Annotated in this window: 24 protein-coding genes; 18 read left to right on the top strand and 6 right to left on the bottom strand. The window is 41.9% G+C overall.

From position 1 onward, the window contains the following. The first annotated feature begins 12 nt into the window (after positions 1 to 12). Genes DDV96_RS08730 through DDV96_RS16095 form a run of 3 tightly spaced genes read left to right on the top strand, consistent with a single transcriptional unit; the run spans position 13 to position 2,885 of the window. The gene (locus DDV96_RS08730) at positions 13 to 1,836 is read left to right on the top strand and encodes a flavohemoglobin expression-modulating QEGLA motif protein (RefSeq protein WP_116694381.1); all 1,824 of its coding nucleotides are present in this window, start codon (positions 13 to 15) and stop codon (positions 1,834 to 1,836) included. A gap of 6 nt (positions 1,837 to 1,842) precedes the next feature. Next, positions 1,843 to 2,556, top strand: a complete 714-nt coding sequence (locus DDV96_RS08725) for an ATP-grasp domain-containing protein (RefSeq protein ID WP_206074014.1) — start codon at positions 1,843 to 1,845, stop codon at positions 2,554 to 2,556. Then, a complete protein-coding gene (locus DDV96_RS16095) occupies positions 2,556 to 2,885 on the top strand; it encodes an ATP-grasp domain-containing protein (protein WP_206074013.1) in 330 nt (109 codons plus the stop codon). Before DDV96_RS08725 ends, DDV96_RS16095 begins: the two co-directional genes overlap by 1 nt. Before the next feature lie 155 nt (positions 2,886 to 3,040). On the opposite strand, the gene bshC is transcribed toward DDV96_RS16095, so the two are convergent. After that, positions 3,041 to 4,642: a bacillithiol biosynthesis cysteine-adding enzyme BshC gene (gene bshC / locus DDV96_RS08720; protein WP_116694569.1), complete on the bottom strand. Its 1,602-nt coding sequence runs from the start codon at positions 4,640 to 4,642 to the stop codon at positions 3,041 to 3,043. Positions 4,643 to 4,828: 186 nt separating this feature from the next. Between bshC and DDV96_RS08715 the strand changes: the two genes are divergently transcribed. From DDV96_RS08715 to DDV96_RS08665, 11 genes are all read left to right on the top strand, one after another. Then, positions 4,829 to 7,033 (top strand): RelA/SpoT family protein, encoded by a 2,205-nt coding sequence (locus DDV96_RS08715; RefSeq protein WP_116694380.1) that lies wholly within the window; start codon positions 4,829 to 4,831, stop codon positions 7,031 to 7,033. 24 nt (positions 7,034 to 7,057) lie between these two features. Next, positions 7,058 to 7,510 (top strand): Fur family transcriptional regulator, encoded by a 453-nt coding sequence (locus tag DDV96_RS08710; protein WP_116694379.1) that lies wholly within the window; start codon positions 7,058 to 7,060, stop codon positions 7,508 to 7,510. Between the two features lie 6 nt (positions 7,511 to 7,516). Beyond that, positions 7,517 to 8,788: an adenylosuccinate synthase gene (locus tag DDV96_RS08705; protein ID WP_116694378.1), complete on the top strand. Its 1,272-nt coding sequence runs from the start codon at positions 7,517 to 7,519 to the stop codon at positions 8,786 to 8,788. 49 nt (positions 8,789 to 8,837) lie between these two features. After that, positions 8,838 to 10,646 carry an OstA-like protein gene (locus DDV96_RS08700; protein ID WP_240607695.1) on the top strand — a complete coding sequence of 603 codons (1,809 nt, stop codon included), beginning with the start codon at positions 8,838 to 8,840 and terminating at the stop codon, positions 10,644 to 10,646. A 19-nt stretch (positions 10,647 to 10,665) separates the two neighbouring features. Further along, positions 10,666 to 11,850, top strand: a complete 1,185-nt coding sequence (locus DDV96_RS08695) for an aspartate aminotransferase family protein (RefSeq protein ID WP_116694377.1) — start codon at positions 10,666 to 10,668, stop codon at positions 11,848 to 11,850. Positions 11,851 to 11,992: 142 nt separating this feature from the next. Further along, positions 11,993 to 13,393 (top strand): tetratricopeptide repeat protein, encoded by a 1,401-nt coding sequence (locus DDV96_RS08690; RefSeq protein WP_116694376.1) that lies wholly within the window; start codon positions 11,993 to 11,995, stop codon positions 13,391 to 13,393. A gap of 34 nt (positions 13,394 to 13,427) precedes the next feature. Continuing rightward, complete coding sequence (locus DDV96_RS08685; protein WP_116694375.1) at positions 13,428 to 14,399, top strand: DUF368 domain-containing protein; 972 nt, start codon at positions 13,428 to 13,430, stop codon at positions 14,397 to 14,399. Further along, entirely contained in the window at positions 14,400 to 15,422 is a 1,023-nt protein-coding gene (locus DDV96_RS08680; protein WP_116694374.1) for a DUF368 domain-containing protein, read from the top strand. Further along, a complete protein-coding gene (locus DDV96_RS08675) occupies positions 15,415 to 16,146 on the top strand; it encodes a shikimate dehydrogenase family protein (RefSeq protein WP_116694373.1) in 732 nt (243 codons plus the stop codon). The genes DDV96_RS08680 and DDV96_RS08675 overlap by 8 nt, the downstream gene beginning before the upstream one ends. Before the next feature lie 102 nt (positions 16,147 to 16,248). Then, positions 16,249 to 18,354: a DUF349 domain-containing protein gene (locus DDV96_RS08670; RefSeq protein ID WP_116694372.1), complete on the top strand. Its 2,106-nt coding sequence runs from the start codon at positions 16,249 to 16,251 to the stop codon at positions 18,352 to 18,354. After that, a complete protein-coding gene (locus DDV96_RS08665) occupies positions 18,347 to 18,988 on the top strand; it encodes a methyltransferase domain-containing protein (protein ID WP_116694371.1) in 642 nt (213 codons plus the stop codon). The genes DDV96_RS08670 and DDV96_RS08665 overlap by 8 nt, the downstream gene beginning before the upstream one ends. Positions 18,989 to 19,055: 67 nt before the next feature. On the opposite strand, the gene mazG is transcribed toward DDV96_RS08665, so the two are convergent. Then, positions 19,056 to 19,829 carry a nucleoside triphosphate pyrophosphohydrolase gene (mazG, locus tag DDV96_RS08660; protein ID WP_116694370.1) on the bottom strand — a complete coding sequence of 258 codons (774 nt, stop codon included), beginning with the start codon at positions 19,827 to 19,829 and terminating at the stop codon, positions 19,056 to 19,058. Between the two features lie 172 nt (positions 19,830 to 20,001). On the opposite strand from mazG, the gene nhaA reads away from it, so the two are divergent. Next, positions 20,002 to 21,318 (top strand): Na+/H+ antiporter NhaA, encoded by a 1,317-nt coding sequence (gene nhaA, locus DDV96_RS08655; protein ID WP_116694369.1) that lies wholly within the window; start codon positions 20,002 to 20,004, stop codon positions 21,316 to 21,318. A gap of 77 nt (positions 21,319 to 21,395) precedes the next feature. Here nhaA and DDV96_RS08650 read toward each other — a convergent pair whose 3' ends face one another. The 4 genes from DDV96_RS08650 to ruvX all read right to left on the bottom strand — a co-directional run bounded on the left by DDV96_RS08650 (position 21,396) and on the right by ruvX (position 23,342). Beyond that, the gene (locus DDV96_RS08650) at positions 21,396 to 21,824 is read right to left on the bottom strand and encodes a DUF5606 family protein (RefSeq protein WP_116694368.1); all 429 of its coding nucleotides are present in this window, start codon (positions 21,822 to 21,824) and stop codon (positions 21,396 to 21,398) included. Between the two features lie 68 nt (positions 21,825 to 21,892). Continuing rightward, complete coding sequence (gene def / locus DDV96_RS08645) at positions 21,893 to 22,483, bottom strand: peptide deformylase (protein WP_116694367.1); 591 nt, start codon at positions 22,481 to 22,483, stop codon at positions 21,893 to 21,895. Between the two features lie 36 nt (positions 22,484 to 22,519). Then, positions 22,520 to 22,882, bottom strand: a complete 363-nt coding sequence (locus DDV96_RS08640; RefSeq protein WP_116694366.1) for a four helix bundle protein — start codon at positions 22,880 to 22,882, stop codon at positions 22,520 to 22,522. 49 nt (positions 22,883 to 22,931) lie between these two features. Next, a complete protein-coding gene (gene ruvX, locus DDV96_RS08635; protein ID WP_116694365.1) occupies positions 22,932 to 23,342 on the bottom strand; it encodes a Holliday junction resolvase RuvX in 411 nt (136 codons plus the stop codon). A gap of 96 nt (positions 23,343 to 23,438) precedes the next feature. Here ruvX and DDV96_RS08630 point away from each other — a divergent pair, with 96 nt between their 5' ends. Genes DDV96_RS08630 through DDV96_RS08615 form a run of 3 tightly spaced genes read left to right on the top strand, consistent with a single transcriptional unit; the run spans position 23,439 to position 26,775 of the window. Continuing rightward, positions 23,439 to 24,254 (top strand): 2,3,4,5-tetrahydropyridine-2,6-dicarboxylate N-succinyltransferase, encoded by an 816-nt coding sequence (locus tag DDV96_RS08630; RefSeq protein WP_116694364.1) that lies wholly within the window; start codon positions 23,439 to 23,441, stop codon positions 24,252 to 24,254. 4 nt (positions 24,255 to 24,258) lie between these two features. Continuing rightward, complete coding sequence (locus tag DDV96_RS15990) at positions 24,259 to 26,094, top strand: glycosyltransferase (protein ID WP_240607694.1); 1,836 nt, start codon at positions 24,259 to 24,261, stop codon at positions 26,092 to 26,094. Then, positions 26,095 to 26,775, top strand: a complete 681-nt coding sequence (locus DDV96_RS08615) for a phosphocholine cytidylyltransferase family protein (protein ID WP_116694363.1) — start codon at positions 26,095 to 26,097, stop codon at positions 26,773 to 26,775. It begins immediately after the preceding gene. Positions 26,776 to 26,817 lie beyond the last annotated feature (42 nt).

Here is a 26,817-nt window from a genome sequence, read left to right as displayed (position 1 = left end):
AACTTTATTATTATGATTTCAGAAAAACTAATCGACAGTATTTGCAAAAGTTTAGAAAAACAACTTCCTGTAAAAGAAACCATTGCAGAAGAGGGCGAATTGCACATCGATAAACTGCTGCCTTATATTTGTGTCTATCGCTACAAAGAAAAGGACCCTAATTTTTCGGGCTTATTGAAAACCCAGGCTTCATACTTAATTGTTAAGGACACGGTGGACATTACCCACCTACTGGAATGTTTGTCCAGGACAATTTCCACAAAACTGAACGCTTTTTTAATCATTGAAATGTGGCCGTTTCGGAAAGACCACGATGCCGAATTGGAGATTTTTTGCCCAAAAAGCAAAGCCCCAGCGACCATAGCGGCGTTTAAGGAAGGGTTTGACGAACTGCATGTAATCTATCCAGAAATCAACACCACCGTTCACGATACGCATGCCCGACACCCAGAACATTTGCAACCGCTCATAGAAATAGACGAAAGCAAACAATCTGGGGCATTGATCATTGGTCTTGGTATTCCCACCATTTACGAACGGCCCGAGGAAAATCAACTATTCTCCATTTTTTACAGAAAATTCAGTTCCCGTTTTTCTGAAATCGTCAAGCGTGCGGTGTATGAGTTTATTCGCGTACAAACATCCAACCCATTTAACCATTATTTAATGCTTGGCAAGACCAACTTGGACCGCATTACACTGGAAGCAGACAGCAAATTAGCTAAAATAAGCGAAAAGATGTCATTTTTGCTGCGTACAACCCCTGTTAATGCTTCAACCGAATGGGAACGCTTCAAAAAAAACAAATTTCAAAAAACGCCGGCGTTCAATTATCGCCTTATCGCTTTGGACCCAGAACTGGAAAAACGAAAATTATACCAACTCCCCATCGATAAAGTGGACGACCCCACCCTATCGTTTATCTTGCGCGATAAACGTTTGGAGATTGAAAAACAATTGACCATGCTCGAAGAGCGCAGCACCCATAATTTTCGGTTTATTGGCGAAAGTCTGTATGGCCCTATAAAGCAAAACGTTCTGGAAGGGGCGGCAGCAATTTTAAAAAAATTTCCAGAACCCATGGAGCGCAGCAACATGGAACGGGCAGATTGCCACCAATTTGCCGAACATGCCCAAAAAGAAATCGATTATTATAAAGAGCATTTTACCAACCTCGACCTCGGGCTGGAAATACGCAAAGATGTAGCCGGCATCATGGTGTCGAAAACCAAGCTGTTTGTAAGCGAAAACCTGTCGATGGATGCCAGCCGTTGCGATGCCTTGGTACAGCACGAAGTGGGCACCCACATCCTTACCTATTGTAATGGTAAACGGCAACCCTTGGAGCAAATGTACGCTGGGTTTGCGGGTTATGATAGGCTGCAGGAAGGCCTGGCGGTCTTGGCAGAATACTTGGTAGATGGGCTTACCAAAAACAGGCTTAGGTTGTTGGCCGGACGTGTGGAGGCAGCAAACTCCCTTGTCAACGGAGCTTCGTTTATTGAAACCTTCAATATGCTTCACCACACCTATAATTTTACCCAATACACTGCATATTATATCACCATGCGCGTTTACCGGGGCGGTGGCCTTACCAAAGATGCCGTTTATCTAGCCGGCTTAATGAACTGCATGGCCTACCTAAAAAACGGTGGAAATATTGAAACGCTCTACACGGGTAAATTCAATACCAACCACGTGCCTTTGATTGAAGAGCTGTTGCACCGGGATATTGTAAAAAAGCCATTGTTGCCCCGGTTTTTAGAACGGGACATTGCCAAAAAACGCCTTCAGAAATTAAAAGAAGGAATACAGCTAACCGAGTTGCTAAACTAAAAAAACATGAAAATCGCCTTTATCATCAACGACCACGCCACCGAAAAGCCCAACTACACCACTCCTGCCCTTGGCTATGCGGCGTACAAAAGGGACCACGAAGTATATTTTATTGGTGTGGGCGAATTGGCCTATGCCAGCGACGGTCACCTATCGGCCCGCTGTAAAACCATAAGCGGAAAAAAATTCCACAGCCAAATCACGTATTTTAAAGCCTTGCAAAAAGCACCTTTTACCAAAATAACCTCTGCAGAATTGGACGTGCTTTTTCTTCGGAATGACCCTTCCGATGAAATCGACGAACGGGAATGGGCCCAAAACGCCGCCTTTATTTTCGGGGAAATCGCTATGCAGGACAAAGTATTGGTATTAAATCACCCCAGCACCTTGGCCAATGCGGTAAACAAAATGTATTTTCAACATTTTCCCGAAATATTGCGTCCCAAAACCATTATTACCCGAGATGAAGAAGAGATAGTCGATTTTTTTAAAGAACAAAAACAGAAAATGATCCTAAAACCCCTACAAGGTTCTGGCGGTAAAAACGTGTTTTTGATGGATAAAAAAACCGAACACAACCTCTCGCAAACCATTGATGCCATTTGCCGGGACGGGTTTGTGATTGCACAAGAGTACCTTCCAGAAGCCAAAAACGGCGATACCCGGCTCTTTTTAATGAACGGTGTGCCTTTACAATCTAAAAATGGAAATACGCCATAATGAAACGGGTTAATAAAAGTGGGGACATACGCAGCAACATCCACGCCGGCGGTAAACCTGAAAAAACAAAAATGACCGATCAAATTTTGGAACTGGCAGAAATTGTGCGTCCAAAATTAGTGCAAGACGGGATGTTCTTGGTAGGAATCGATATCGTAGGCAACAAGCTTATGGAAATAAACGTGTTCAGTCCCGGCGGTTTAAATGTGATGGGCGAAATGTACCAAACGGATTTCGCCGTAGAAGTGGTAAAATCAATCGAGAAAAAAGTACACTACAACAATACCTACGAAGATTATTTGTTTAACAGCCGGTTGGCAACCATGTAGGGCTTCGGCTTCAATCAGCCCCCTAAAAAACAGTAATTCCGGTTGTTCCGATACTATTTTGAAAACAACCTTGTTTTTCCAAAATACCTCAACCACCTTAAAGGTCTATTTCGAAGTAAGGTGGCTGAGTGATATAGTTGAAACAGCTGTTTCAACTAAATTGTATCGAGGCCCAACACCGTGAACTCATTTACCAAAGGATCAAGGTTCTGCTTAATTTCTGAAAACAACCGATCGCCATATTCCACATAAAATTCTGAAAAGTTTTTGGTGCGTTCCTGTAAGCTCTGATTAGGGAACAGGGCATCTTGAATGGCCGTAAGCCGCTCCAGTTCATCGGCCAATTTTCGCTTTTGGGCTTTTAGCAGGCGTTTTTCCAAGTGGTCCAGACCGTTCAACTGCTTTTTTTCCTGTGCGGCAACAGCCCCTATAAACGAGGCATCGGTTTTTTTGGCCAAGGTGTACAGCTCTTTAAATTGTTTTTGAAGGTGCTCGCGCTGTTGTGAAAAATCGATATCGATTTCTGAAATACGCCGGGTGTGTTTTGTTTTCAATTCATGCTGTTTCAAAAACAATTCTTCTACCGTAACATCCAGTTTTTTCAATTTTTCTGAAAGCTTAAAAGGCAACAGCAATACCGAATTTCGAAGCAACAACATTGGAAACGGCACTTGCACCGCATCAAAATAATCTTTTAATTGAAACCAATAGGCCAACTCGCCACCACCACCAACATAACATAAATTAGGCAATATCACCTCTTGAAACAGCGGCCTGAGTAAGGCATTGGGCGAAAAACGTTCGGGATGGTTTTCCAGTTCTTTTAGGATTTCTTCTTTTGAAAAAGACAGTTCGGTTTCATCAACAAAAAACCGGCCATCCCGTTCAATAATGCGTTCACGCAGGTTTTCATTTAAATAAAACAGATTGATTTCCCGAGGGTGTACTTGTTCGGCATAGCCTAAATCGATGAGTTTTTCAGTGGTCTCAGTTACATTTTTGTAGGATAGGTTTTCCTTCAGTTCCCTTTCAGCATAAGGTATAAACGCTTTTTTTAACAAAGCATCGTTCCCGTCCACGATGACCAAGCCGTATTCCTTAAAAAGCTGATTGGCAAGGTAACGAGTGGCCTCGGTTAAAGTGTTGTGTTTGGTGTAAGCTTCAGCAAAAAGCGTGTTTAAAAACTGGGCGTTCTCACTGGCACCGAATGTATGTTCCACCGTTTTGAGCACTTCTTCCAAACCTTGGGTATTCAACTCCCCTACTGCTCCAGAAGCTTCGCGGTTCCATTGTATTTTTTGCCTTTTAAAATTGAAGTAATTTATTTCGTCAAAATCGTGGTCTTCGCTCGCCATCCAATAAACCGGTACAAAATGGTGTTCAGGATGTTCCTTGTTCAGTTTTTCTGAAAGGTTAATAACCGAAAAGATCTTGTACAAAAAATAAAGTGGGCCGGTAAATAAGTTCAGTTGATGCCCGGTGGTAATGGTAAAGGTGTTTGTATCTGCAAGTGCCTGAATGTTATCACGGGTTGTTGTTGAAGCATCAACATTACTGTACTGTTTCTTCAACGCCGTTACCAAAAGTTCTCTGGATTCCTGAGAAAAAACTTCTTTTTGTTCAATTTGTTTTCTGAAATTTTTCAACTTCGGAAAATTTCCGTAGAGCGGATTTAGCGCATCTTTTTCAGCAAGATAATCGCAAATCAATCTTGAAAAATAACCGGTTTTTTGGTACGGGATGGTTTTAGTTGGCATACAGGATTCAAAAATTGAAGCAAAGGTAACCACTTTAGCCGAGTTGTGATTTTAAAGATACGTTAATGTTAATTTAGCTTCAGGATAGGAAATTAGAACCTACGTTCTCTTAAACTGAAAAATGCCCTTAAAAGAAACGAAGAAATTTTTGTTGTCTAATACTTATGGAAATTGTACTTTTAATTTATGACTGAAGCCGTATTGGAAGCCGAAAAGAAACAACTCGCCAAAGAGTACAAAAAGCTGCTTAAAATCAGTTACCGCAACCTTACCGCGGAAGACAAAAAACTGATTCGAAGCGCTTTTGACGTAGCTGTCGATGCCCACAAAGACCAGCGGCGTAAAAGTGGCGAGGCGTACGTATTCCACCCGATAGCCGTAGCGAAAATAGTAGCTGCCGAAATTGGGCTGGACGCAACCTCCATTGCCGCTGCCCTGCTGCACGATGTGGTAGAAGACACCGATTATACCTTAACAGACCTGGAACAGCTTTTTGGCGAAACCGTTGCCCGTATTGTGGACGGCCTCACGAAAATATCGCAAATGCCTTATGATAAGGACGTTTCCTTGCAGGCTGAAAATTTCAGGAAAATGCTGCTCACCCTCAACGAGGACATTAGGGTGATCATCATTAAGATTGCCGACCGTTTGCACAATATGCAGACCATGGACAGCATGCCATCGTACAAACAGGTTAAAATTGCTTCGGAAACCTTATATATTTACGCGCCATTGGCACACCGCATTGGCCTTTACAACATTAAAACCGAACTGGAAGACCTGGGCCTAAAGTATACAGAGCCCGATGTATATCACGACATCCACAGTAAAATTAGGGACAGCAAAGAAGAACAAGATGCCTACATAGAGGCATTTTCAAAAACCCTGAAAGACTCATTGAATGCCGAAGGGTTAAACTATGAAATAAAAGGGCGTCCAAAATCCATTTTTTCCATCCGCCGAAAAATGATTGCCCAAAACGTAAGCTTTGATGAAGTGTATGACAAGTTTGCGGTGCGCATTATCTACAAAAGCGATTTAGACAACGAGAAGTTCTTGGCCTGGAAAATATACTCCATTGTTACCGATCATTTTAGGCCCAACCCCATGCGGTTGCGCGATTGGATTTCCTCGCCAAAATCAACCGGTTACGAAGCGTTGCACATCACGGTTATGGGACCAAAAGGCCGATGGGTTGAAGTACAGATTCGCAGTGAGCGTATGAACGAAATTGCCGAAAAAGGATACGCTGCCCACTACAAATACAAGAACAAGGAAAAAGATGACGGTGGTCTCGAAAATTGGTTGAACAAATTGCAAGATACCCTAGAAAACTCCGAAATTAGCGCTGTGGATTTTGTGGAAGAGTTTAAACTCAACCTCTACGCAAAAGAAATTTTTGTCTTTACCCCAAAAGGGGATCTCTTTTCATTGCCCAAGGGTGCCACGGCCCTAGACTTTGCCTTTCAAGTGCATACCGAAGTGGGCATGCACACAAGAGGCACCAAGGTAAACGGTAAATTAGTGCCTTTGAGCCATGTACTTAAAAGTGGCGATCAAGTGGAGATCATCACTTCAGAAAAAAGCAAACCTTCGGCCAACTGGTTGGATTATGTAACCACCGGTCGGGCCCGGTCCAAAATTAAATCGTCCTTAAAAGATGAGAAAAAACAAATAGCTGAAGAAGGAAAAGAAATTTTGGCTCGTAAGTTAAAGTCGCTGAAAATCACCTTAGACGAAAAAACCATTAATCAACTGGTCGTTTTCTTTAAGGTAAAAACCAGTTTGGATCTTTTTTACCGCGTAGGTGCCGGTATAATCGATAACCAAAAGCTGAAAGACTTTGCAGCTTCCCGAAGCAATGCTTTTGTAAATTTCTTTAAAAATAAAATTCGCAAGCCGGACAAGCCACAGGACATCAACAAAGAGGAAATTACCGAGAAGTATGACCAATTGGTTTTTGGCAAAGAAGAAGAGAAGCTGGATTACAAAATGGCAAATTGCTGCAATCCCATCCCAGGGGACGATGTATTTGGTTTTGTCACGGTAAACGAAGGCATAAAAGTGCACAAACAAAACTGTCCTAATGCGTTGCAGTTGCAGAGCAATTTCAGTTACCGTATTATGCCGGCCAAATGGATCGACTCTACACAACGCGAGTTTAAAGCACAATTGATCATTAACGGAATCGATGCCGTAGGGTTGGTGAACAATGTGACCAAGCTAATTTCGAATAATTTGAACATCGATATGAAAGGAGTTCATTTTGATAGTGACGACGGGGTGTTCAACGGAAAAATAACCGTTGTGGTAAAAAACAAAACCGTCTTGGACAATCTGGTGATGAAATTGAAAAAAATAAACGGCATAGACAAAGTGAAACGAGTTTAAATTGAGTACCTTTGCACCTTTGTTATGAGCACCAAAACTGAAAAAAACAATCAAGCAATCGTTAAAAATGTGTTTACGACCTACCTTGAAGAAAAAGGACATCGTAAAACACCGGAACGCTATGCCATACTTCAGGAAATCTACGATCAAAAGGAACATTTCGATATAGAATCGCTCTATATCAATATGAAGAACAAAAACTACCGCGTAAGCCGCGCAACGTTGTACAACACCATAGAGCTTTTGTTGGAGTGTGGCTTAGTGCGCAAACATCAATTTGGGCAAAACCAGGCGCATTACGAAAAATCATATTTCGATAAGCAGCACGACCACGTTATCCTGTCCGATGGCGAAGTGATTGAGTTTTGCGACCCGCGCATTCAGTCCATTAAAAAAACAATCGAAGAGGTTTTCGACATCGAGATCACAAAACACTCGTTGTATTTCTACGGAAACCGAAAACAGAGCAATCAATAACACATTATGGCAGTAGATTTACTACTTGGATTACAATGGGGCGACGAAGGAAAAGGAAAAATCGTCGATGTCCTCACCAAAAACTATGATATTATCGCCCGTTTTCAAGGTGGCCCCAATGCTGGTCACACTTTGGAGTTTGACGGTATCAAGCACGTGCTGCACACGATTCCCAGCGGTATTTTTCACGAAGATGCCGTAAACCTTGTCGGCAATGGGGTAGTTATCGATCCGGTGATTTTTAAAAAAGAACTGGACAACCTATCTCAGTTTAACCTTGATCTTGAGAAAAAACTGCTTATTTCGCGAAAAGCGCATCTAATCCTACCCACCCACAGATTGCTGGACGCCGCCAGTGAAACTTCAAAAGGAAAAGCCAAAATAGGTTCCACCTTAAAGGGAATTGGCCCAACCTACATGGACAAAACGGGGCGCAATGGCATTCGCGTGGGCGATCTTGAGCTGAGCGACTGGAAAGAAAAGTACCGTACCCTAGCCAATAAGCACGAAGCGATGATCGACTTTTACAATGTCGATATCCAATACAACCTTGCCGAACTGGAAGCAGAGTTCTTTGAAGCGGTTGAAGTATTGAAATCCTTAACCTTCATTGACAGCGAAGAATACCTCCACCAAGCCCAGAGAGAAAACAAGACTGTTTTGGCCGAGGGGGCCCAAGGATCTTTATTGGACATTGATTTTGGCACCTATCCTTTTGTAACGTCATCAAATACCACAGCGGCGGGTGCTTGCACCGGTTTGGGGATTGCCCCCAACAAAATAAAAGAAGTGTTCGGCATCTTTAAAGCCTACACCACACGTGTGGGAAGCGGCCCCTTCCCTACCGAGCTTTTTGACGAAGATGGCGAGCGCATGGCCAAGATAGGCAACGAATTTGGCGCCACTACCGGCCGTGCCAGACGTTGCGGGTGGTTAGATTTGGTAGCCTTAAAATATGCTGTACACGTTAATGGCGTTACCCAATTGATGATGATGAAAGGCGACGTGTTGAGCGGTTTCAAAAAATTAAAGGTGTGTACTGCATACAAATACAAAGGGAAGACCATTGACCATTTACCGTACAATATAGAAGCAGAAAACGTAACCCCGGTTTATACTGAAATGAACGGCTGGAAAGAAGACTTAACCAAGATGAACGATGCCGGTCAACTTCCGAAGGAATTGAACGACTACATCGAATTTTTGGAAAAAGAGCTGGAAGTACCAATTAAGCTCGTTTCTGTAGGGCCGGACAGAACACAGACCATCGAGCGGTAATATACTTATTGAACACAATTTACGTTACAGGATACAAGCAAACTGCATATTGAAGATAATTGCCAACATATTATTCTGTGTTTTTTTCTTGCTTGTCCTTGTCCATAGCTTCGGAATAACGCTACACGCACAAGACGAACCTAAAAAAGCCAAGGTAAATATCGAGTCTGGTTATTTAGAAATCAGGCCCGAACTGCCCGATGCTGCCATTTACACCAAAGACGATACTGGGCAAGTTTATATTGTGCACGAAGGGGTTGAAATGTGGTGTGACCAAGCCTATGTTTACCTAAACGATAATTTTGTAAAAGCTTACGGCCAAGTAAAAATAACCCAAGCCGACACCGTTACCCTAAACAGCAAATATGCTGAATACAACGGCAACACCCAATTTGCTTTTGCCAGTGGCGATGTGCTGTTCAAAGACCCAAAGACCACTTTAAAAACCGACACTCTTTATTTTGACCGCATAAAACAACAGGCCTATTATCGAACCGGGGGCACCGTTAGGGATACTGCAAGCACCCTCACCAGCCGTATAGGACGCTATTATGCCGAAACAAAAAAATATCAGTTCCTTTCCAATGTGGTGATCAACAACCCAGATTATATCGTAAACTCCCCCCAACTGGATTTTTATTCTGAAACTGGCGACGCCTTTCTGTACGGTCCTTCAACCATAAAAACCGAAAACAGCACGGTATACTGCGATCGAGGCTATTACGATACCCGTGCCAATACAGGCTATTTTGTAAAAAATTCTAGGGTAGATTACAAAAACAGGATCTTGTACGGCGACAGTATTTATTTTGACCAAAACAAGAGTTTCGCTTCGGCAACCAACAATATCAAGGTGCTCGATACGGTGAACAAGAGCATTATCCGTGGGCATTATGCGGAAGTGTTTCGCGATAAAGATTCCGTTTTCATTACCAAACGTGCCGTAGCGGTAACGCTCAGGGACCGAGATTCCGTTTACGTGCATGCCGACACCCTACAAGTGACCGGAAAACCCGAAAACCGTATTATTAAAGGGTTTTACCGCGCCCGGATGTTTAAACGAGGTTTAGAAGGCGAGCAACCCACCAGCGGCAAATGCGATTCTATTTTCGTAGATCAAAAAAAAGGCATAACAAAACTGCTCAGAAACCCCGTTTTATGGAGCGGCGAAAACCAAATGACAGGCGATACCATCCATATCCTTTCGAATACCAAAACCGAGAAGCTCGATACGTTAAAAGTGTTCAACAACGCGTTTTTAATACAAAAAGATAGTGCGGGATACAACCAAGTAAAGGGCGAACGGCTTATTGGACTGTTTACCAATAATGAACTGGACACCGTAAACATTCATAAAAATGCCGAAGTGATTTATTTTTCACGAAATGATAAAGACGAACTGGTGGGCATTAACAACACTCTGTCCAGCGATATACAGCTTTATTTGGAAGAGCAACAAATTACCGGCATTCGTTTTTTGAAAAATGTGGACGGAAAACTCTACCCACCACCTGAATTGCCCGAAAATGCCCGGATTTTGCCCGGTTTCAGCTGGCGGGGAGACGAACGGTTGCAACAAGTGGAAGACCTGTTTAAAGGAAAGCCAGCCCCTATTCTTCCCAAGATAAAAGGCATCCGTTTGCCCGAAGATGAAGGAGAATTTTTTGAGGATACTCCAGGGGACGAATTGGAACTGCCCGAACAATCCAAATTAAAAGCAAAAGACCTACAAAACCGGATAGAAGACCCCAGGCCAATGACGAGGAAAACGGATAGTATTCAAACCGATTCGATTCGCCAACCTCCCGATCCTGCAAAAGATTCGCAAGAAAACGCTTCCGAAGAACAAGAAAAGTAAAAATTGATGTAGAAAGACCATGAAAGAAGATTTTTTTAAATATCAAACCCAAACCACGCCACATCCGTTGGCCATGGAAATATCACACGCCCAAGGAAGTTATATATATGACACCAACGGCAACAAACATCTTGATTTTGTAGCAGGTGTTTCTGCTTGTAGTTTAGGGCATCGGCACCCTCGAGTTGTAAAAGCGATTAAAAATCAGCTGGATAAATACCTGCATGTTATGGTTTATGGCGAATACATCCAGCAACCCGCTGTTGCGCTCACCAAGCTATTGGCCACCCATCTTCCAGCACCTTTGGAAACCACCTATTTGGTAAACAGCGGTGCCGAAGCCATTGACGGCGCTTTAAAGTTGGCAAGACGTGTTACCAACAGAACCGAATTGGTATTTGCCAACAAAGCCTACCATGGCAATACCTTTGGTGCGTTGAGCGTGATGGGGAATAACGAGCGAAAAAAACCTTTTGCTCCGCTCCTGCCCGATTGCAACCCTATCGATTTCAATAATTTTGATGCTCTTGAAAAGATTACCACTAAAACCGCAGCAATTATTTTAGAAACCATTCAAGGCGGTGCTGGGTTTGTATTTCCTGAAAAAGACTATCTCAAGAAAGTACGTAAACGGTGCGATGAAACTGGCACACTGCTTATTTTAGATGAAATTCAGCCAGGCTTTGGCCGTACTGGAAAATTGTTCGGCTTTCAGCATTTTAATGTGGTCCCCGATATTTTGGTCATGGGAAAAGGAATGGGCGGCGGCATGCCCATTGGTGCGTTTACCGCTTCGCAAAACCACATGGCCTTGCTGAAGGACAACCCAAAATTAGGGCACATCACCACCTTTGGCGGTAACCCTGTCATAGCGGCAGCCGCTTTGGCGACCTTAAAGGAAGTGACCGAAACCGAATTGATGCCCCAAACCCTTCAGAAGGAGCAACTTTTCAGAAAACTGCTGAAACATCCGTTAATTAAGGAAGTTCGCGGCAAGGGGTTGATGTTGGCCTTAATAATGGATTCAGCTGAAATAGCTTCCGAAGTTATTTTACGTTGCAAAGACAGGAATTTGATTCTTTTTTGGCTGCTTTTTGAACCTAAAGCCGTCCGAATTACCCCACCGCTGACCATTTCAGAAGCAGAAATACGACAAGGTTGCCACACCATTATTCAAGTGCTACAAGAGATAGAAAAAGGGTAAATAAATTGCAATTAACTGAAAATCAATTATTTATTTCAAAATATTGCTGTTGATAAGCCTGTTAACAATAAACGCGGCACAACTATTGAACAAGACATTACATTAGTATCTTTAAAATAGACGAAACCGTAAAACGTTCTGTATGCAATTACCTCCAAACGAACACGACAACTTCTCGCTATCCCGCTTTGAATCTATGCTGAAGACCAACGATGTGTATTTTTTCGATTCGGAAGAGTTTGAGAACATCATTCAATACTACCTTGAAAACGGGAAAATCGCCCTTGCCAAAAAGGCGACCAAACTGGGGCTAGAGCAGCATCCTTCGGCCACGAATTTGAAATTGTACCAGATAGAGATGCACATTTTTGAAAACGAACTGGACATTGCAGAATCGCTGTTGGATGAGTTGTATTCTTTAGAGCAGTCCAACCAAGAGGTGTATATACAAAAAGCGAATATTTTTTCCCGACGGGACGATCATAAAAAAGCCATACAGTTGTTGGAACAGGCTTTGGAGATCACCAATGACGAAAATGATGTCATGGCTCTTATAGGCATGGAATATCTCTTTTTGGAAGACTTTGAGAACGCCAAGCTCGTTTTCATGAAATGCCTTGAAAACGACGAAGAGGACTATTCAGCCTTGTATAACGTGATTTATTGCTTCGAATTTTTAGAACAGCATCAACAGGCTATCGACTACCTTAACGATTTTCTCAATAAGAATCCGTACAGCGAAGTCGCTTGGCACCAAGTAGGGAAACAATATTATATTTTAAAAGAATATAAAAAAGCCTTGGCCGCTTTCGATTTTGCCATTATAAGTGATGACCGTTTTATTGGCGCCTACCTTGAAAAAGGAAAAGTACAGGAAAAACTGAACCAATACGAAGACGCCATTGAAAGCTACACGATAACCTTGGGCTTGGACGACCCTACCTCGTTTGCGCTTTTGCGCATTGGCAAATGTTATGAAAAATTGGGCGATAACGAGTTGGCCCTTCAGTTTTTTACTAAGTGCGTAGAAGAAGACGGCTTGTTGGACAAAGGCTGGATTGCCATCACTGATCATTATTTCAGAAAAAAAGATTACAAAAAAGCCTTGTACTACATTGAAAAAGCTATTAATATAGACAGTGAAAATGTACGGTACTGGAAACGCTACGCGCGCATCAACCTACGTTTGCACTTATTTGAAGAAGCCGAACACGGCTACCGCCGAACTTTGGAGCTTGGCAATTATGAGCTCAACACTTGGCTTAACCGCTGCGACCTTTTATTGAAGTTGGGCGAATTTGAAGCTGCCATTAAAAACCTGTTGCAGGCCTCAGAATTTTATCCCGAAAATGCCGAAATAGAATTTAGGTTTGCTGGACTGTACAATATTTTAACCGAAGGCAGAAAGGCCACTTATCATTTAAAAAACGGCTTGAAGTTCAACCCAGACTATGTAATAATTATAGAAGAACTGTTCCCTAACTTTTATCAGCGGCCTTCTGTTCAGCAAATAATTGAAAAACACAAAAACCCTTCCTTGTAATTTGCGTATTTTTGGCGGTCAGTAATTATACGCTATGCCAAAACGAAATTTTATTCAATATCTCGTGATTACCGCCAAGGGAATGGCCATGGGAGCTGCCGATGTAGTGCCTGGGGTCTCTGGCGGCACCATCGCTTTTATCTCGGGCATTTACGAAGAGTTGATTGAAACCATCCATAAACTGGACTTAGGTTTTTTAAAACTTTGGAAAAAAGAAGGGATTTCAACCGCTTGGAAAACATACAACCTATCTTTTTTGGTAGCCCTGTTCGCAGGGGTGGCAATTAGCATCCTATCGCTCGCCAAAGTCATCACTTGGCTGTTGAGCAACCATCCTATTCTGGTCTGGTCTTTCTTTTTTGGCTTGGTGATCGCAAGTATTCTATACGTTGGCAAACAAGTTACCAGCTGGAGCGTGTGGATTGGCGCCGCACTTATCATAGCCGCTGCCGCTGCGTATGGGGTTACCCTGGCAGAACCCTTGGGCACCGCAGATAGTACATGGTTTCTCTTTTTTGCCGGTTTTATAGCCATCATCGCCATGATCCTGCCCGGTATTAGTGGGGCATTCATACTTTTGTTGATGGGGGCTTATACCGGTATTATCGGTACCATTTCGCTCTTGGGAGAAGGCATTGCCAATATGGATTGGCAACGCATATCGCAAGCCTTGATGAAAATAGGGATATTTGCAATTGGTGCCATTGCAGGTTTAAAAGTTTTTTCGCGGGTATTGAACTGGATGTTCAAAAACCATAAAAATTTAATTTTGGCCGTCTTGACCGGGTTTATGGTCGGTGCACTCAATAAAATATGGCCTTGGAAAGAGGTTTTAAAGTACCGGGTGGATTCCCACGGGGAAGAAGTACCGTTTATTGAACGCAGCATCATGCCTACGCAATATCCCGAAGATCCTCAAATACTGCTTGCCTTGCTGTTTATGGTTTTGGGCTTTTTAAGTATTTTTATCTTGGAGCGGGCAGCGGTTTCAAAAAAGAAAGCATAAATGTACGAAGAACGGTCTTTTAGCGATAAAATGTGGCTGGTCTTAAAAGGCCTCGCTATGGGAGCTGCCAATAAAGTGCCGGGGGTTTCCGGTGGAGTGGTCGCTTTTGTTGCCGGTTTTTACGAAGAATTTATCTATTCGCTCCAAAAAATAAATCGCAAAGCTGTTGGGCTATTGTTCGATGGGCGTTTCAGGAGTTTTTTTCAGTACATCAATGGCAGGTTTTTAGGGCTGCTCATCTTAGGGATGGTCATCAGCTATTTCAGCATATCGAAAATACTGGACGTATTGCTCATCCATTTTGAGCTGTACGTGTGGAGTACCTTCTTTGGCATGATCGTAGGTTCTATTTACTATATCGCAAAAGATTTTGGTGATTGGAACCGAAAATACGTAGCCTATCTATTGTTCGGTATCATTGCCGGGGTGAGCATCAGTTTCTTGGAACCCGCCAAGGAAAACGATAATTTGATATTCGTTTTCTTTTGTGGTATTATCGGCGTTTCGGGAATGACCTTGCCAGGGCTTTCAGGCTCTTTTATCTTAATACTTTTGGGCAATTATGTTTTGTTGTTGGTCGATTCGGTCAATGCGCTGTACGATACCATAATAGATTTGGCCCAGCTGGATTTCAGCTTTGCGAACGATCCACAACGCGTGAAGCTCTTAAAAGTTTTAACCTCGTTTTCATTGGGCTCTTTGGTGGGTTTGGTGTCGCTTTCGCATCTATTGGCTTATGTGCTTAAAAGGTTCAAAAAAGCCACGTATGCCGTTATTATTGGTTTTATATCGGGTTCGTTGGGCGTGGTCTGGCCATGGAAAGAAAAAATCTATGCGCTGGATGCCTTCGGAAATATTAAGCACGATGCCAATGGTCGCGTAATAATCACTGGATACGACCGCTATTGGCCATCAGAATTTTCGTTCGACACCTTTTGGGCTATTTTCTTTATTTTCGCAGGCGTACTGATTGTGTTGAGTTTAGATTGGTATTACAAAGCAAGAACCAAAAACAATGGCTAAATACGGACTGGTAGGAAAAGACATTTCCTATTCATTTTCAAAAACATTTTTTTCAGTAAAATTCGATCGGGAAAATAGGGCGGACACCTACCATAATTTTGATATCGACCGTATAGAAGAATTCCCCAAAATAATTTCAAAAACAAAAGACCTCAAAGGCCTTAATGTTACCATACCTTACAAAGAAGCCATCATCCCGTTTTTGGACCGCATCGACAAAGAAGCTTCGGCAATCGGGGCCGTAAATACCATAAAATTTCAGAATGACGGCAGTTTAAAAGGTTTCAACACCGATCATTACGGTTTTGCAAAATCCCTCGCCAATTTATTGCCCATAAAAGAAAAAACAGCCTTGATCTTGGGCACTGGCGGGGCTTCTAAAGCCATTAAGTACGTGCTGGATACCATGGGATTTTCTTACAAGATCGTTTCCCGCAATAAAACAGAAAACACCATAAACTACCAAGAGCTTAACAGGGAGCTCATGACAACGCATTTCTTGATCATAAACTGTACCCCGTTGGGCACCTTCCCCAACGTGTCGCAATGTCCCACCATCCCCTACCAATACATTACAGCAGACCACGTTCTCTTCGATTTGATCTACAACCCAGACCAGACCGAATTTTTAAAATTGGGTAAAGCACAAGGGGCCCGTACCCGCAACGGATTGAAAATGCTGGAACACCAAGCAAAAAAATCCTGGAAGATCTGGCGGTCTTAAATTTAGGGCAAATCTTCTCAAAATAAAGCCCGAGCCTTTGCCGTTTCATCAGTTGTTAGTATCTTGACAACCTAAGAACAACGAACCTAAACATTGAAAAACATGTCTGACAAAAAAACGGCAAGCGAAGAAGAGAAAACAACCGTTCCCGAAAGCGCAAACAAGGAAACACAACAATCAGGTAGTAACGAACATACTCCTGAAAAAGACAGCGAAGTACTGGAAGATGCCTTGGTTGACGAAGCCGAAAAGAAAGAAGCCCCAAAAGAAAAAGTGACTGCCGAGGAAGAGGAAGTTGAAACTGAAGCTGAGGCTGAAGGAGTGCCTGATACTGATACCGATAAAAAAAGCAAAACCGAGACCGAAGCAAAAGAATCTGCAAAAGAGGAAGAGGAAGCTAAGGGTCAAGAAGACCTGGATACTACCACCGAAGAGGAAGAAGAGGTTGCTTCTTCTGATGAAGAGGAGGATGAAGACGACCAAGAAGAAGGAAAAGACTATAGCGAGCTATCTAAAAAAGAACTGATACAGGAATTTAAATCCCTGCTCAAAAACAAACCGGTACAGGAAATCAAGAACGATGTGGAGGAAATTCGGTCTGAGTTCAATTCAAAATTCAACGACCTTTTAGAACAGAAAAAAGAAGAGTTTTTGGCCGGTGGCGGGAACATCATCGACTTTCAATACACCACACCCCAGAAAAAAGAGTTCAACTCCCTGTATTTTGATTATAAGGAAAAGCGCAACAGCTATTACAAAAACCTGAAACGCGATCTTAACGCCAACCTTAAAAAAAGAGAAGAAATCATAGAGGAACTGAAAGGATTGCTCAATGCCGAAGAAAGCATGGGCAAGACCTACAATCATTTTAAGGACATTCAAAGCCGTTGGCACGAAGCAGGCCCCATACCCCGCGACAAGTACAACCTGGTATGGAACAATTACCACCACCACGTAGAAAACTTTTACGATTTCCTACACCTTAACCGGGAATTCCGGGATATGGACTTTAAGCACAATTTAGAGCAAAAATTAAAGCTTATAGGGCGTGCCGAAGAACTGCTTCAAGAAGACAATATAAACAAAGCCTTTAGGGAACTGCAAATGCTCCACAAAATGTGGAAGGAGGACGTGGGACCCGTCGCCAAAGAATACCGTGACGATGTTTGGGATAAATTCAGTGAAGCAACAAAAGCCATCCACGATAAACGCAATGCGTATTTAGAGGAACAGGAAAAAGAATACGAGGCCAATTATGAGGTTAAAAAAGACCTGATAAACCAGATAAAACACATTACCGAAAACACCAAGCCCAGCCATCAAGCTTGGCAACAGGCCATTAAAAAAGTACAGGAACTGCGCGACGCCTATTTTGCGGCAGGAAAAGTGCCCAAAGCCTTGAACAAAGGCATTTGGAACGCTTTTAAAGATGCCACCCGTACGTTTAACCGTACCAAGAACGCTTACTATAAAAACCAAAAGAAAGAACAATACGCCAATCTGGAAAAGAAACGGGAACTGGTAAAGATCGCAGAAGACAACAAGAACAGCGAAGATTTGGAATCCACCACTCCGTTGATGAAAAAAATACAGGCCGACTGGAAAAAAATTGGCCACGTACCCAGAAAACACAGCGATAAAATATGGAAACAGTTCAAAGACGCGTGTAATCACTATTTTGATAGGTTGCACGCCCAAAAGGACGAAGAAAAGGAAGAAGAAAAAGAACATCTGCAATCCAAAGAAGCCCTGCTCGAAAAAATGAACAATCTGGAACTTTCTGGCGATCACAAGAAAGACCTGAAGACCATTAAAGAAAACATCAGCGAATGGAAAAAAATAGGCCGTGTCCCTTATAAAAAACGCAATATTGAACAAAAATTCAATAAAACGTTGGATGGGCTCTTCAAAAAGTTGGACCTTAGCAAAAAAGACGCCGAGCTCATTAAATTTGAAAACAAGCTCAATACACTTACCAATCGCGATGATGAGCGAAAACTTAAAAACGAGCATTTCTTTATTTCAAAAAAAATAAACGAAACGAAAGACGAAATTCGCCAATTGGAAAACAATTTAAGTTTCTTTAAGCACGTGGAAGATGACAATCCGCTTGTAAAAGAAGTGCATAAAAACATTGCAAAGCATAAAGAACAATTGGAGGTCTGGAAGGCGAAGCTTTCTAAAATAAAATCGGTCAGAGATGTCTAATGCCGTTATTTGCCCTTTGTGCAAAAATGGTGCCAACACCGTTTATCACAAGGGCAAGCAAGGGTTGTTTTACCGGTGTAATACCTGTGGCATTATTCACAAAGCTACTACAGATTATCCATCGAAAGTCTCAGAAAAAGCACGTTATTTAACCCATAATAACGATGTTACCGATACTCGGTACCAAAACTTTGTGTCGCCTATTGTAAACAGCGTGGTTACAGACTTTCCGCCTACAGCCAAAGGGTTGGATTTCGGGGCCGGCACCGGCCCAGTCATTACCAAAATGCTTTCAGGAAAAGGGTATGCAGTTACACTGTACGACACTTTCTTCCATCCCAACAAACAAGCATTGCAGCACAGTTATAACTTTATAGTTTGTTGTGAAGTAATGGAACATTTTCATCATCCCAATAAAGAATTCCTCCTTCTGAAAAAATTATTGAAACCAAGGGGAAAGCTCTATTGCATGACCGAACTTTTTTCATCTGAAATCAACTTTGGGAAATGGTATTATAAAAACGATGAAACCCACGTGGTCTTTTATTCTGAAAAAACAACTAAATGGATGCAGCGGTTCTTTAATTTTTCTGAAGTAAAAATTGACGGTAGATTGATCGTTTTTACTGCGTAGCATTTTCAACCCGCCCAAAACTAACCACTTTGACCACCTTAGCTTCCTAAGTGGTGCCGAAGAGCTATCACAAAAGTTTTGCTTCTTCCCAAAAGACGTCCATTTCGGCCAAAGTCATATCTTTCAAGGCAATGCCTTGCTCCTTGGCTTTAGCTTCCAAATACTGAAACCTGTTAATAAATTTTTTATTGGTGCGCTCTAAGGCATTTTCGGGATTTATGTTTAAAAACCGGGCATAATTGATCATCGAGAAAAGTACATCGCCAAATTCGGCTTCTATTTTATCGGCATTGCTTTCGGTCACTTCGTGCTGTAGCTCTTCCAGTTCTTCTTTTAGTTTTTCAAACACTTGTTGGGGCTCTTCCCAATCAAAACCTACTCCAGCCACCTTATCTTGAATCCTATTGGCTTTTACCAAGGCCGGCAACGATTTTGGCACGCCTTGCAACACGCTTTTTTTACCTTCTTTCAGTTTTAGGTTTTCCCAGTTGCGTTTTACTTCTTCTTCATTGGCAACATCCACATCACCGTAAATATGGGGGTGGCGTGAAATGAGTTTTTCACAAATTTGATTGGCCACATCGGCAATATCAAAATCGTTGGTTTCGCTACCTATTTTAGCATAAAAAACAATGTGCAACAATAAATCGCCAAGCTCTCCTTTTACTTCATCAAGGTCGTTGTCCAAAATGGCGTCGCCCAACTCATAGGTTTCTTCAATGGTAAGGTGCCGCAGGGTTTGCATCGTCTGTTTTTTGTCCCACGGGCATTGCTCGCGCAGCTCGTCCATAATGGTCAATAAACGATCAAACGCTTTTAATTGTTCTTTTCTGGAGTTCATAACTTGCCTGTTTCAAAAAAGTTAGGGAGCAAAGCTACTGCAATTAAGCTTCAAAGCATGAAAACCTGCGGTAAAAAAACGGCGAAACCGAATATAAATAATTCAAAAATCGTATTTTTATAGCTTTTATAGTTTTACTACGGAAAACTTAATATAAAAATTCAAGTTCTATATGATTAAACAAACCTTTTTGACCCCTTTTAAAAGATTCGTTAAAATTGAGGCCTTCAGCGGTTTCCTGTTGTTGGCTGCAACTATTTTGGCCTTGATTTGGGCCAATTCCCCGTTCTCGGAAACCTATCAAGAGATATGGGATCACGAGTTTGGTTTTTCGATTGATGCATTTGAGCTGAAAAAACCGCTTATTCTTTGGGTCAATGATGGGTTGATGGCCATTTTCTTTTTCTTGATCGGCCTGGAAATTAAAAGGGAGTTTTTAATTGGAGAACTGAATACCGTTAAAAAAGTGGCCTTTCCCCTTTTGGGTGCCATCGGGGGGATGTCGGTTCCTATCTTAATATTCGTTTTACTTAACCAAAACCCAGAAACCCACAAAGGATGGGCCATCCCAATGGCTACGGATATAGCGTTCGCTTTAGCCGTATTAAACCTCTTGGGCAACAGGGTGCCCTTGAGCCTTAAGGTTTTCTTAACTGCTTTTGCTATTGTGGATGATATTGGTGCCGTCCTGGTCATCGCCCTTTTTTATAGCGGCGATCTCCACTTGGGCCTACTCGCCATAGCCATGGGCATCTTGGCCTTTTTATATGTTTTATCGGCGCGTGGGTATTATTCAAAATTCCTGCTTTTGTCTGCCGGGGTCGTAGTGTGGGTATTATTTTTAAAATCGGGCATCCACCCAACCATCGCTGGAATTTTATTAGCTTTTTCGATTCCGATACGGCAGAAAATATACACGCCAAATTTTGTGGATAGATTGGTGAATATAACCAACAATATAAAAGATGCCGAAGTAATAGAAAAACCAATCCTCTCCAGGGAGCAAATTCATGAAATTGACGACCTGCAGGATTGGACATCCAAATTTCAAAGTCCGTTACAGCATTTAGAGCATACCCTTCACGGGTGGGTGTCTTATTTTATCATCCCAATTTTTGCTTTTGCCAATGCAGGAGTCGTGCTGGATAGCGGTGTTCAATTGGACACCTATTTTATGTTCACCATAGCAGCGGCATTGGTTTTGGGCAATAGTATTGGGGTAACGACCATTATTCTTTTTGCCCAGCGCATACGGCTTATTTCCATACCAACCGATATTACATTTAAGCATATAGTTGGCGTTGCGTTTTTAGCTGGAATTGGGTTTACCATGTCCATCTTTGTGGCCAGCCTGGCGTTTACCAACGACCCTGCCCATATCGATTCGGCTAAGTTGGGGATCTTATTGGGCTCTCTAATTTCGGCTGTAATTGGTTATACTATTTTAAGGGTTGGTTCAACCAAAAAATACAAGCGTTACAGAAAATAGCTATCACAAAATCCCATAAAAAAGCCCGCACTGTTTTGTACGGGCTTTTTTTGTAGGTTTTAAAATTGTTTACTTGCTTATTCTTCTTCTGAAACAGCTTCGTTTTGGTCGGCTTCAGTTTCAGAAAAATCGGTGATTCCATTTCTAACGAGCAAATTGTACCATTGCACCACTTTTTTGATGTCGCTGGCATAGACGCGATCTTCATCGTAATCTGGCAATACTTCAAAAAAGTATTCTTCCAGTTTTATTTTAGGTTCTTTATGGCTTATGGCCTCTCCACCATCTTCTTTTTCATATATTTTTTTAAAGACCTCGCGTAGGGGCAGTTCTTCGGTCAAGGTATAAATGGCTATTTCGCTCAACAAACTTACATTATGGCGGCCACTTACGTTAATTTTTTTACCGTTCAACAACGATTCGGCCAAAAAGCCACCTCGCGTTTGGGTTTTTAATTTGTACAATCCGGGCTTCCCGGAAATCGATAAAATTTTCTCTAAGGTCATAAACTATGTGTTCAATTTTTTTCTGAAAGGTGCAAATATGCACGGTTTCTATATTCTTTGCAATGGTATTAACGTTTCTTTTTCGCTTTTGGGAACCGCATTCTATAATCTATAGTAATTTTTCCTGCTGAAATTTTCTTCAACTTGCTTTTAATCAACTGTTTTTTTAAAGGCGATAGCTTGTCGGTAAACAAGATGCCTTCAATGTGGTCGTATTCGTGCTGCACGATACGAGCAGCAATGCCCTTGATGGTTTCTTTATGGGTTTTGAAGTTTTCATCTTCATACTCAATGGTAATCTCGGGCTGGCGAAATACATCTTCCCGAACTTCTGGAATACTTAAACACCCTTCGTTAAACGCCCATTCGTCCCCTTCCTCATCAAGGATACGCGCATTGATAAAGGTTTTTTTGAAATCTTTCAATTGGTTGCGCTCTTCTTCGGTTAAGTCTTCATCGTCTGCAAAAGGAGAAGCGTCCACGATAAAAACACGGATGGGCAATCCTATTTGTGGTGCTGCTAACCCCACGCCACGGGCCGCGTACATGGTTTCGTACATGTTTTCAATCAATGCATCCAGTTTTGGATAATCGGCATCGATATCCTTACACGCTTTTCGTAAAACGGGATCTCCGTAGGCTACAATCGGTAAAATCATTTTTTAAATGTTTAATGTTTAGTGTCTAATGTTTAATTATTGCCTATCCTTAGACTTTTCAGCTGTTTTCCGCGATGCGATAAAAATTGATGTCAATTCAGCAGATTCTTTCAATAGCGCTTCACATCGATTGAACGTAAGCAACTCTTCATCAAGTAAAAACTGAATCCAAAAATTACTCTCGTCGGCCTCTTCAATTACTATGCTCAATTTAGAAATAAACCCTCTTTTGGTCTGTGCCAAACACGCTGCCCTGTAATTAGCAGCAGTAGAAGTAGAACTTCGTATTAGTTGTCCTTCAATATGGCTGCCAAGTTTTGTCGATGGAAGTGCCAATGCCAGTTTAACGCATCTGTGGGCAAATTCATTAGATCGTATTTTTAAGTTTTGTTCTTTCATTTTAAATTACTTGATTAATCAGTATCCATTCAACATTATCCATTCAACATTATTCATTATAAAGGTATTCCTGAAGGATAATGGTCGCACTAATCTCGTCAATCAACGCTTTATTCCTCCGCTGCTTTTTCTTCAGTCCGCTGTCTATCATTGTTTGGAACGCCATTTTACTGGTGTAGCGCTCATCTACGCGTTTTACTTCCATAGTGGGAAATGTTTCGGAAAATTTCAGAAGGAATTCTTTGATATGCACTTCCACACCGCTGGCCGAACCATCTTTTTGCTTGGGCTCGCCCACTAAAACCAATTCCACTTTTTCGGTAGCGATGTATTTTTTCAGAAAATCGAGCAATGTTGTCGTAGGTACCGTTGTCAACCCGGAAGCAATTAACTGCAGCTCGTCAGTAATGGCAATTCCAGTGCGTTTGGTACCGTAATCTATGGCTAAAATGCGTCCCATTTAGCTGCAAAAATACGGGTTTGTAAAATAGTATGCCAAAAAAGGGAAGTTAATTGCAATGGACTTTTATCTTTGTGGTTAAATTTTGATTGAATTATGAACCAATTACAGCAGATTATAGAAAAAGCGTGGGACGACCGTTCCTTGTTGCAAGACACCGAAACTATCAACGCCATTCGGGAAGTGGTACAATTGTGCGATGAAGGAGCACTTCGTTGTGCCGAACCTTCTACCGATGGATGGCAAGTAAACGAATGGGTAAAAAAAGCTGTTGTTTTGTACTTCCCCATTCAAAAAATGGAAACTATGGAAGCGGGTATTTTTGAATACCACGACAAAATCCCGTTGAAAAAAGGCTACAAAGAAAAAGGCGTTCGGGTAGTGCCGCATGCGGTGGCCCGCCACGGCGCTTACGTTTCAAAAGGTGTGATTATGATGCCCAGTTACGTGAATATCGGTGCTTATGTGGATGAAGGCACCATGGTTGATACTTGGGCAACTGTAGGAAGTTGTGCCCAAATAGGTAAAAACGTGCACCTTAGCGGCGGCGTGGGCATTGGGGGTGTGTTGGAACCCTTGCAAGCGGCTCCTGTAATTATTGAAGACAATGCTTTTATTGGCTCGCGCTGTATTGTTGTTGAAGGCGTACGGGTGGAAAAAGAAGCTGTTCTTGGCGCCAATGTAGTGTTGACCGCTTCTACAAAAATAATCGATGTAACGGGCGATGAACCCGTTGAAACCAAAGGGTTAATTCCTTCACGATCGGTTGTGATCCCTGGAAGCTATACCAAAAAATTCCCTGCCGGTGAGTTTCAAGTACCGTGTGCTTTGATTATTGGTAAACGGAAAGAAAGCACCAATAAAAAAACATCTCTGAACGACGCCCTTCGCGAGTATAATGTAGCAGTTTAGGTAGATGAAAGTCCTCGTAATACAACAAAAAATGATCGGCGACGTGTTAACGTCCACCGTGCTGTTTGAGGTATTGCGAAACCATTTCCCCGAAGCAGAATTGCATTATTTGGTCAATTCCAACACCATTCCCGTAATTGAAAACAACCCGGTAATTGATAAAGTGATTCCGTTTACCAATGACATGGAGGAATCCAAAAGCCAATTTAAAGCCTTACGGGAACAAGTGAAAAACGAAGGCTACGACGTGGTGATCGATGCGTATGCCAAGATAAGCAGTGCGTGGATCACTAAAAGTTCTGGAGCTAAATACCGTATTTCGTATAAAAAATGGTACACCCAATTTGCCTATACGCACACATTTTCGCGCCATACCATGTCGTTAACACAAGCCGGTTTGGCCATCGAAAACCGGTTAATGTTGTTATCGCCCATCATCAAAGAGATAGAACAGGACTGCAAACCCAAAATATATCTTACCGAAACGGAAATAAATACTGCCAAAAAAGCGCTGCAACAGCATAAAATAATTGTTTCAAAACAACTATTTATGATCAGCGCTTTAGGGAGCAACGAGTTTAAAACCTATCCGTTGCCATTTATGGCCAAGCTTTTGGATTATATAGTAGCACAAACCGAAGGACAACTGCTTTTTAATTACATTCCCAGCCAAAAAAAGGAAGTTGAAAAACTGTATGGCTTGTGCAACGCAAAAACCCAAGAGCATATATTTTTGGAGCTTTATGGCAAGAGCCTTAGGGAATTTATGGCCCTTACCCACCATTGCGATGCATTGATTGGCAATGAAGGCGGTGCCATCAATATGGCAAAAGCGTTGGGGGTGAAGACATTCTCCATATTCAGCCCTTGGATAAAAAAAGAAGCCTGGAACATTTTTGAAGACCGAAACAACCACGCTTCGGTTCATTTATTTGATTATATAGATTACAACCCTCATTTTTCAAACAAAAAAGGGGCACGCTTGAAAGGCAAGCAACAATATGAACATTTTGAACCTGAGCTCATCATTCCAAAACTGCATGAGTTTTTAACAGGTGAAAATATTTATGCTGAAGAAAAACGTTTTTCTGCGACGGTAATCACACTTAATGAAGAAAATAAAATCGCCCGTTGCATAGAATCCCTGCTTCCAGTAGCCGATGACATCGTTATCTTGGATTCCTTCAGTACCGATGCCACGGAAGCTATTTGCAAAAACTATCCGGTACGGTTCCTTCAACAGAAATTTGAAGGCCATATTCAGCAAAAAAACTCCGCTATCGATGCTGCAAAATATGATAAAGTCATTTCCCTCGATGCCGATGAAGCCCTGAGCAAAGAACTGCAATCGGCTATTTTAAGACTAAAAGAAAACTGGAAAAAAGATGGTTACTTCGCAAAGCGATTTAACAACTATTGTGGGCAATGGATTTACCATTCAGATTGGTACCCAGATAGAAAATTACGGGTCTTTGACCGTAACAAAGCTCGTTGGGGCGGCATCAACCCACACGATACCATACAAATGCAGCCTGGTTCTAAAACCGGAAAACTAAACGGAAGCATTTTGCACTGGGTACACACTAGTTATGAAGAACATAGCTTGAAAGTACATAAATTCTCTTCCATTGCGGCAAGGGAATATTATAAACTGGGCCGTAAATCGGGCATTTTCGACATTTTATTAAAACCAACTTGGACCTTTTTTAAAGCATATATTTTACGTCTTGGTTTTTTGGACGGTTTCAACGGATTAATAATTTGTACCTTTAGCGCCTACACTACTTTTTTAAAGTATTTAAAATTAAAACAGATCATTAAAAATAATTCCAACACATAAATGAAAATCGTAATACTTGCTGCGGGGATTGGTTCTAGGTTGGGCAATCCATTCCCTAAACCGCTCACGCCGCTAAAAAACGGGAAAAGCATTATGCAAATGATGGTCGAAAACATCGACAAAAATTTTTCAGAGCACGATGTCTATGTCGTGGTCGGTTTTAAGAAGAACAGCATCATGGAAAACTTTCCGCAGTTGGCGTATGTTTACAATCCGTATTTTGATCAGACCAACACAGCAAAAAGCTTGGTAAGGGCGTTAAGAAAGTGCAAAGGCGAAAGTGTACTTTGGTTTAACGGAGATGTTGTTTTTGATGAAAAACTATTGAAAAACCTACGGCCGCATATTGATGAAGATACTTCGTTCGTTGCCGTAAACACCAATTCGGTTGGGGACGAAGAGGTGAAATACACTTTAAAAAACGGTTTTGTGGATCAACTTTCAAAAGAAGTGAAAAACGGTCTGGGCGAAGCGGTTGGCGTTAACTTTATTTCAAAAAATGATCTTTCACAATACATTGCACGCTTGGAGGAATGTGGCGAGAACGATTATTTTGAACGCGGACTTGAACTGTTGATCGAAAAAGACAACGCCAAAGTAAAAGCCGTTGATATTTCAGCCTTTAATTGTATGGAAATCGACTTTCAAGAAGACCTGGATAACGTCAATAAATTTCTATAACCTATGAAAGTGATTCTGTTCTGTCAAAACGCATACGCTTTT

The organism is Marixanthomonas spongiae, from assembly GCF_003095375.1.
Taxonomy (GTDB): domain Bacteria; phylum Bacteroidota; class Bacteroidia; order Flavobacteriales; family Flavobacteriaceae; genus Marixanthomonas; species Marixanthomonas spongiae.
This window is presented reverse-complemented; position numbering and strand designations above follow the sequence as displayed.

Bases quoted from the DNA above. Each gene is read 5' to 3' on its own strand.
- DDV96_RS08730 (WP_116694381.1), top strand. From the start codon at position 13: ATGATTTCAGAAAAACTAATCGACAGTATTTGCAAAAGTTTAGAAAAA.
- DDV96_RS08725 (WP_206074014.1), top strand. From the start codon at position 1,843: ATGAAAATCGCCTTTATCATCAACGACCACGCCACCGAAAAGCCCAAC.
- DDV96_RS16095 (WP_206074013.1), top strand. From the start codon at position 2,556: ATGAAACGGGTTAATAAAAGTGGGGACATACGCAGCAACATCCACGCC.
- bshC (WP_116694569.1), bottom strand. From the start codon at position 4,642: ATGCCAACTAAAACCATCCCGTACCAAAAAACCGGTTATTTTTCAAGA.
- DDV96_RS08715 (WP_116694380.1), top strand. From the start codon at position 4,829: ATGACTGAAGCCGTATTGGAAGCCGAAAAGAAACAACTCGCCAAAGAG.
- DDV96_RS08710 (WP_116694379.1), top strand. From the start codon at position 7,058: ATGAGCACCAAAACTGAAAAAAACAATCAAGCAATCGTTAAAAATGTG.
- DDV96_RS08705 (WP_116694378.1), top strand. From the start codon at position 7,517: ATGGCAGTAGATTTACTACTTGGATTACAATGGGGCGACGAAGGAAAA.
- DDV96_RS08695 (WP_116694377.1), top strand. From the start codon at position 10,666: ATGAAAGAAGATTTTTTTAAATATCAAACCCAAACCACGCCACATCCG.
- DDV96_RS08690 (WP_116694376.1), top strand. From the start codon at position 11,993: ATGCAATTACCTCCAAACGAACACGACAACTTCTCGCTATCCCGCTTT.
- DDV96_RS08685 (WP_116694375.1), top strand. From the start codon at position 13,428: ATGCCAAAACGAAATTTTATTCAATATCTCGTGATTACCGCCAAGGGA.
- DDV96_RS08680 (WP_116694374.1), top strand. From the start codon at position 14,400: ATGTACGAAGAACGGTCTTTTAGCGATAAAATGTGGCTGGTCTTAAAA.
- DDV96_RS08675 (WP_116694373.1), top strand. From the start codon at position 15,415: ATGGCTAAATACGGACTGGTAGGAAAAGACATTTCCTATTCATTTTCA.
- DDV96_RS08670 (WP_116694372.1), top strand. From the start codon at position 16,249: ATGTCTGACAAAAAAACGGCAAGCGAAGAAGAGAAAACAACCGTTCCC.
- DDV96_RS08665 (WP_116694371.1), top strand. From the start codon at position 18,347: ATGTCTAATGCCGTTATTTGCCCTTTGTGCAAAAATGGTGCCAACACC.
- mazG (WP_116694370.1), bottom strand. From the start codon at position 19,829: ATGAACTCCAGAAAAGAACAATTAAAAGCGTTTGATCGTTTATTGACC.
- nhaA (WP_116694369.1), top strand. From the start codon at position 20,002: ATGATTAAACAAACCTTTTTGACCCCTTTTAAAAGATTCGTTAAAATT.
- DDV96_RS08650 (WP_116694368.1), bottom strand. From the start codon at position 21,824: ATGACCTTAGAGAAAATTTTATCGATTTCCGGGAAGCCCGGATTGTAC.
- def (WP_116694367.1), bottom strand. From the start codon at position 22,483: ATGATTTTACCGATTGTAGCCTACGGAGATCCCGTTTTACGAAAAGCG.
- DDV96_RS08640 (WP_116694366.1), bottom strand. From the start codon at position 22,882: ATGAAAGAACAAAACTTAAAAATACGATCTAATGAATTTGCCCACAGA.
- ruvX (WP_116694365.1), bottom strand. From the start codon at position 23,342: ATGGGACGCATTTTAGCCATAGATTACGGTACCAAACGCACTGGAATT.
- DDV96_RS08630 (WP_116694364.1), top strand. From the start codon at position 23,439: ATGAACCAATTACAGCAGATTATAGAAAAAGCGTGGGACGACCGTTCC.
- DDV96_RS15990 (WP_240607694.1), top strand. From the start codon at position 24,259: ATGAAAGTCCTCGTAATACAACAAAAAATGATCGGCGACGTGTTAACG.
- DDV96_RS08615 (WP_116694363.1), top strand. From the start codon at position 26,095: ATGAAAATCGTAATACTTGCTGCGGGGATTGGTTCTAGGTTGGGCAAT.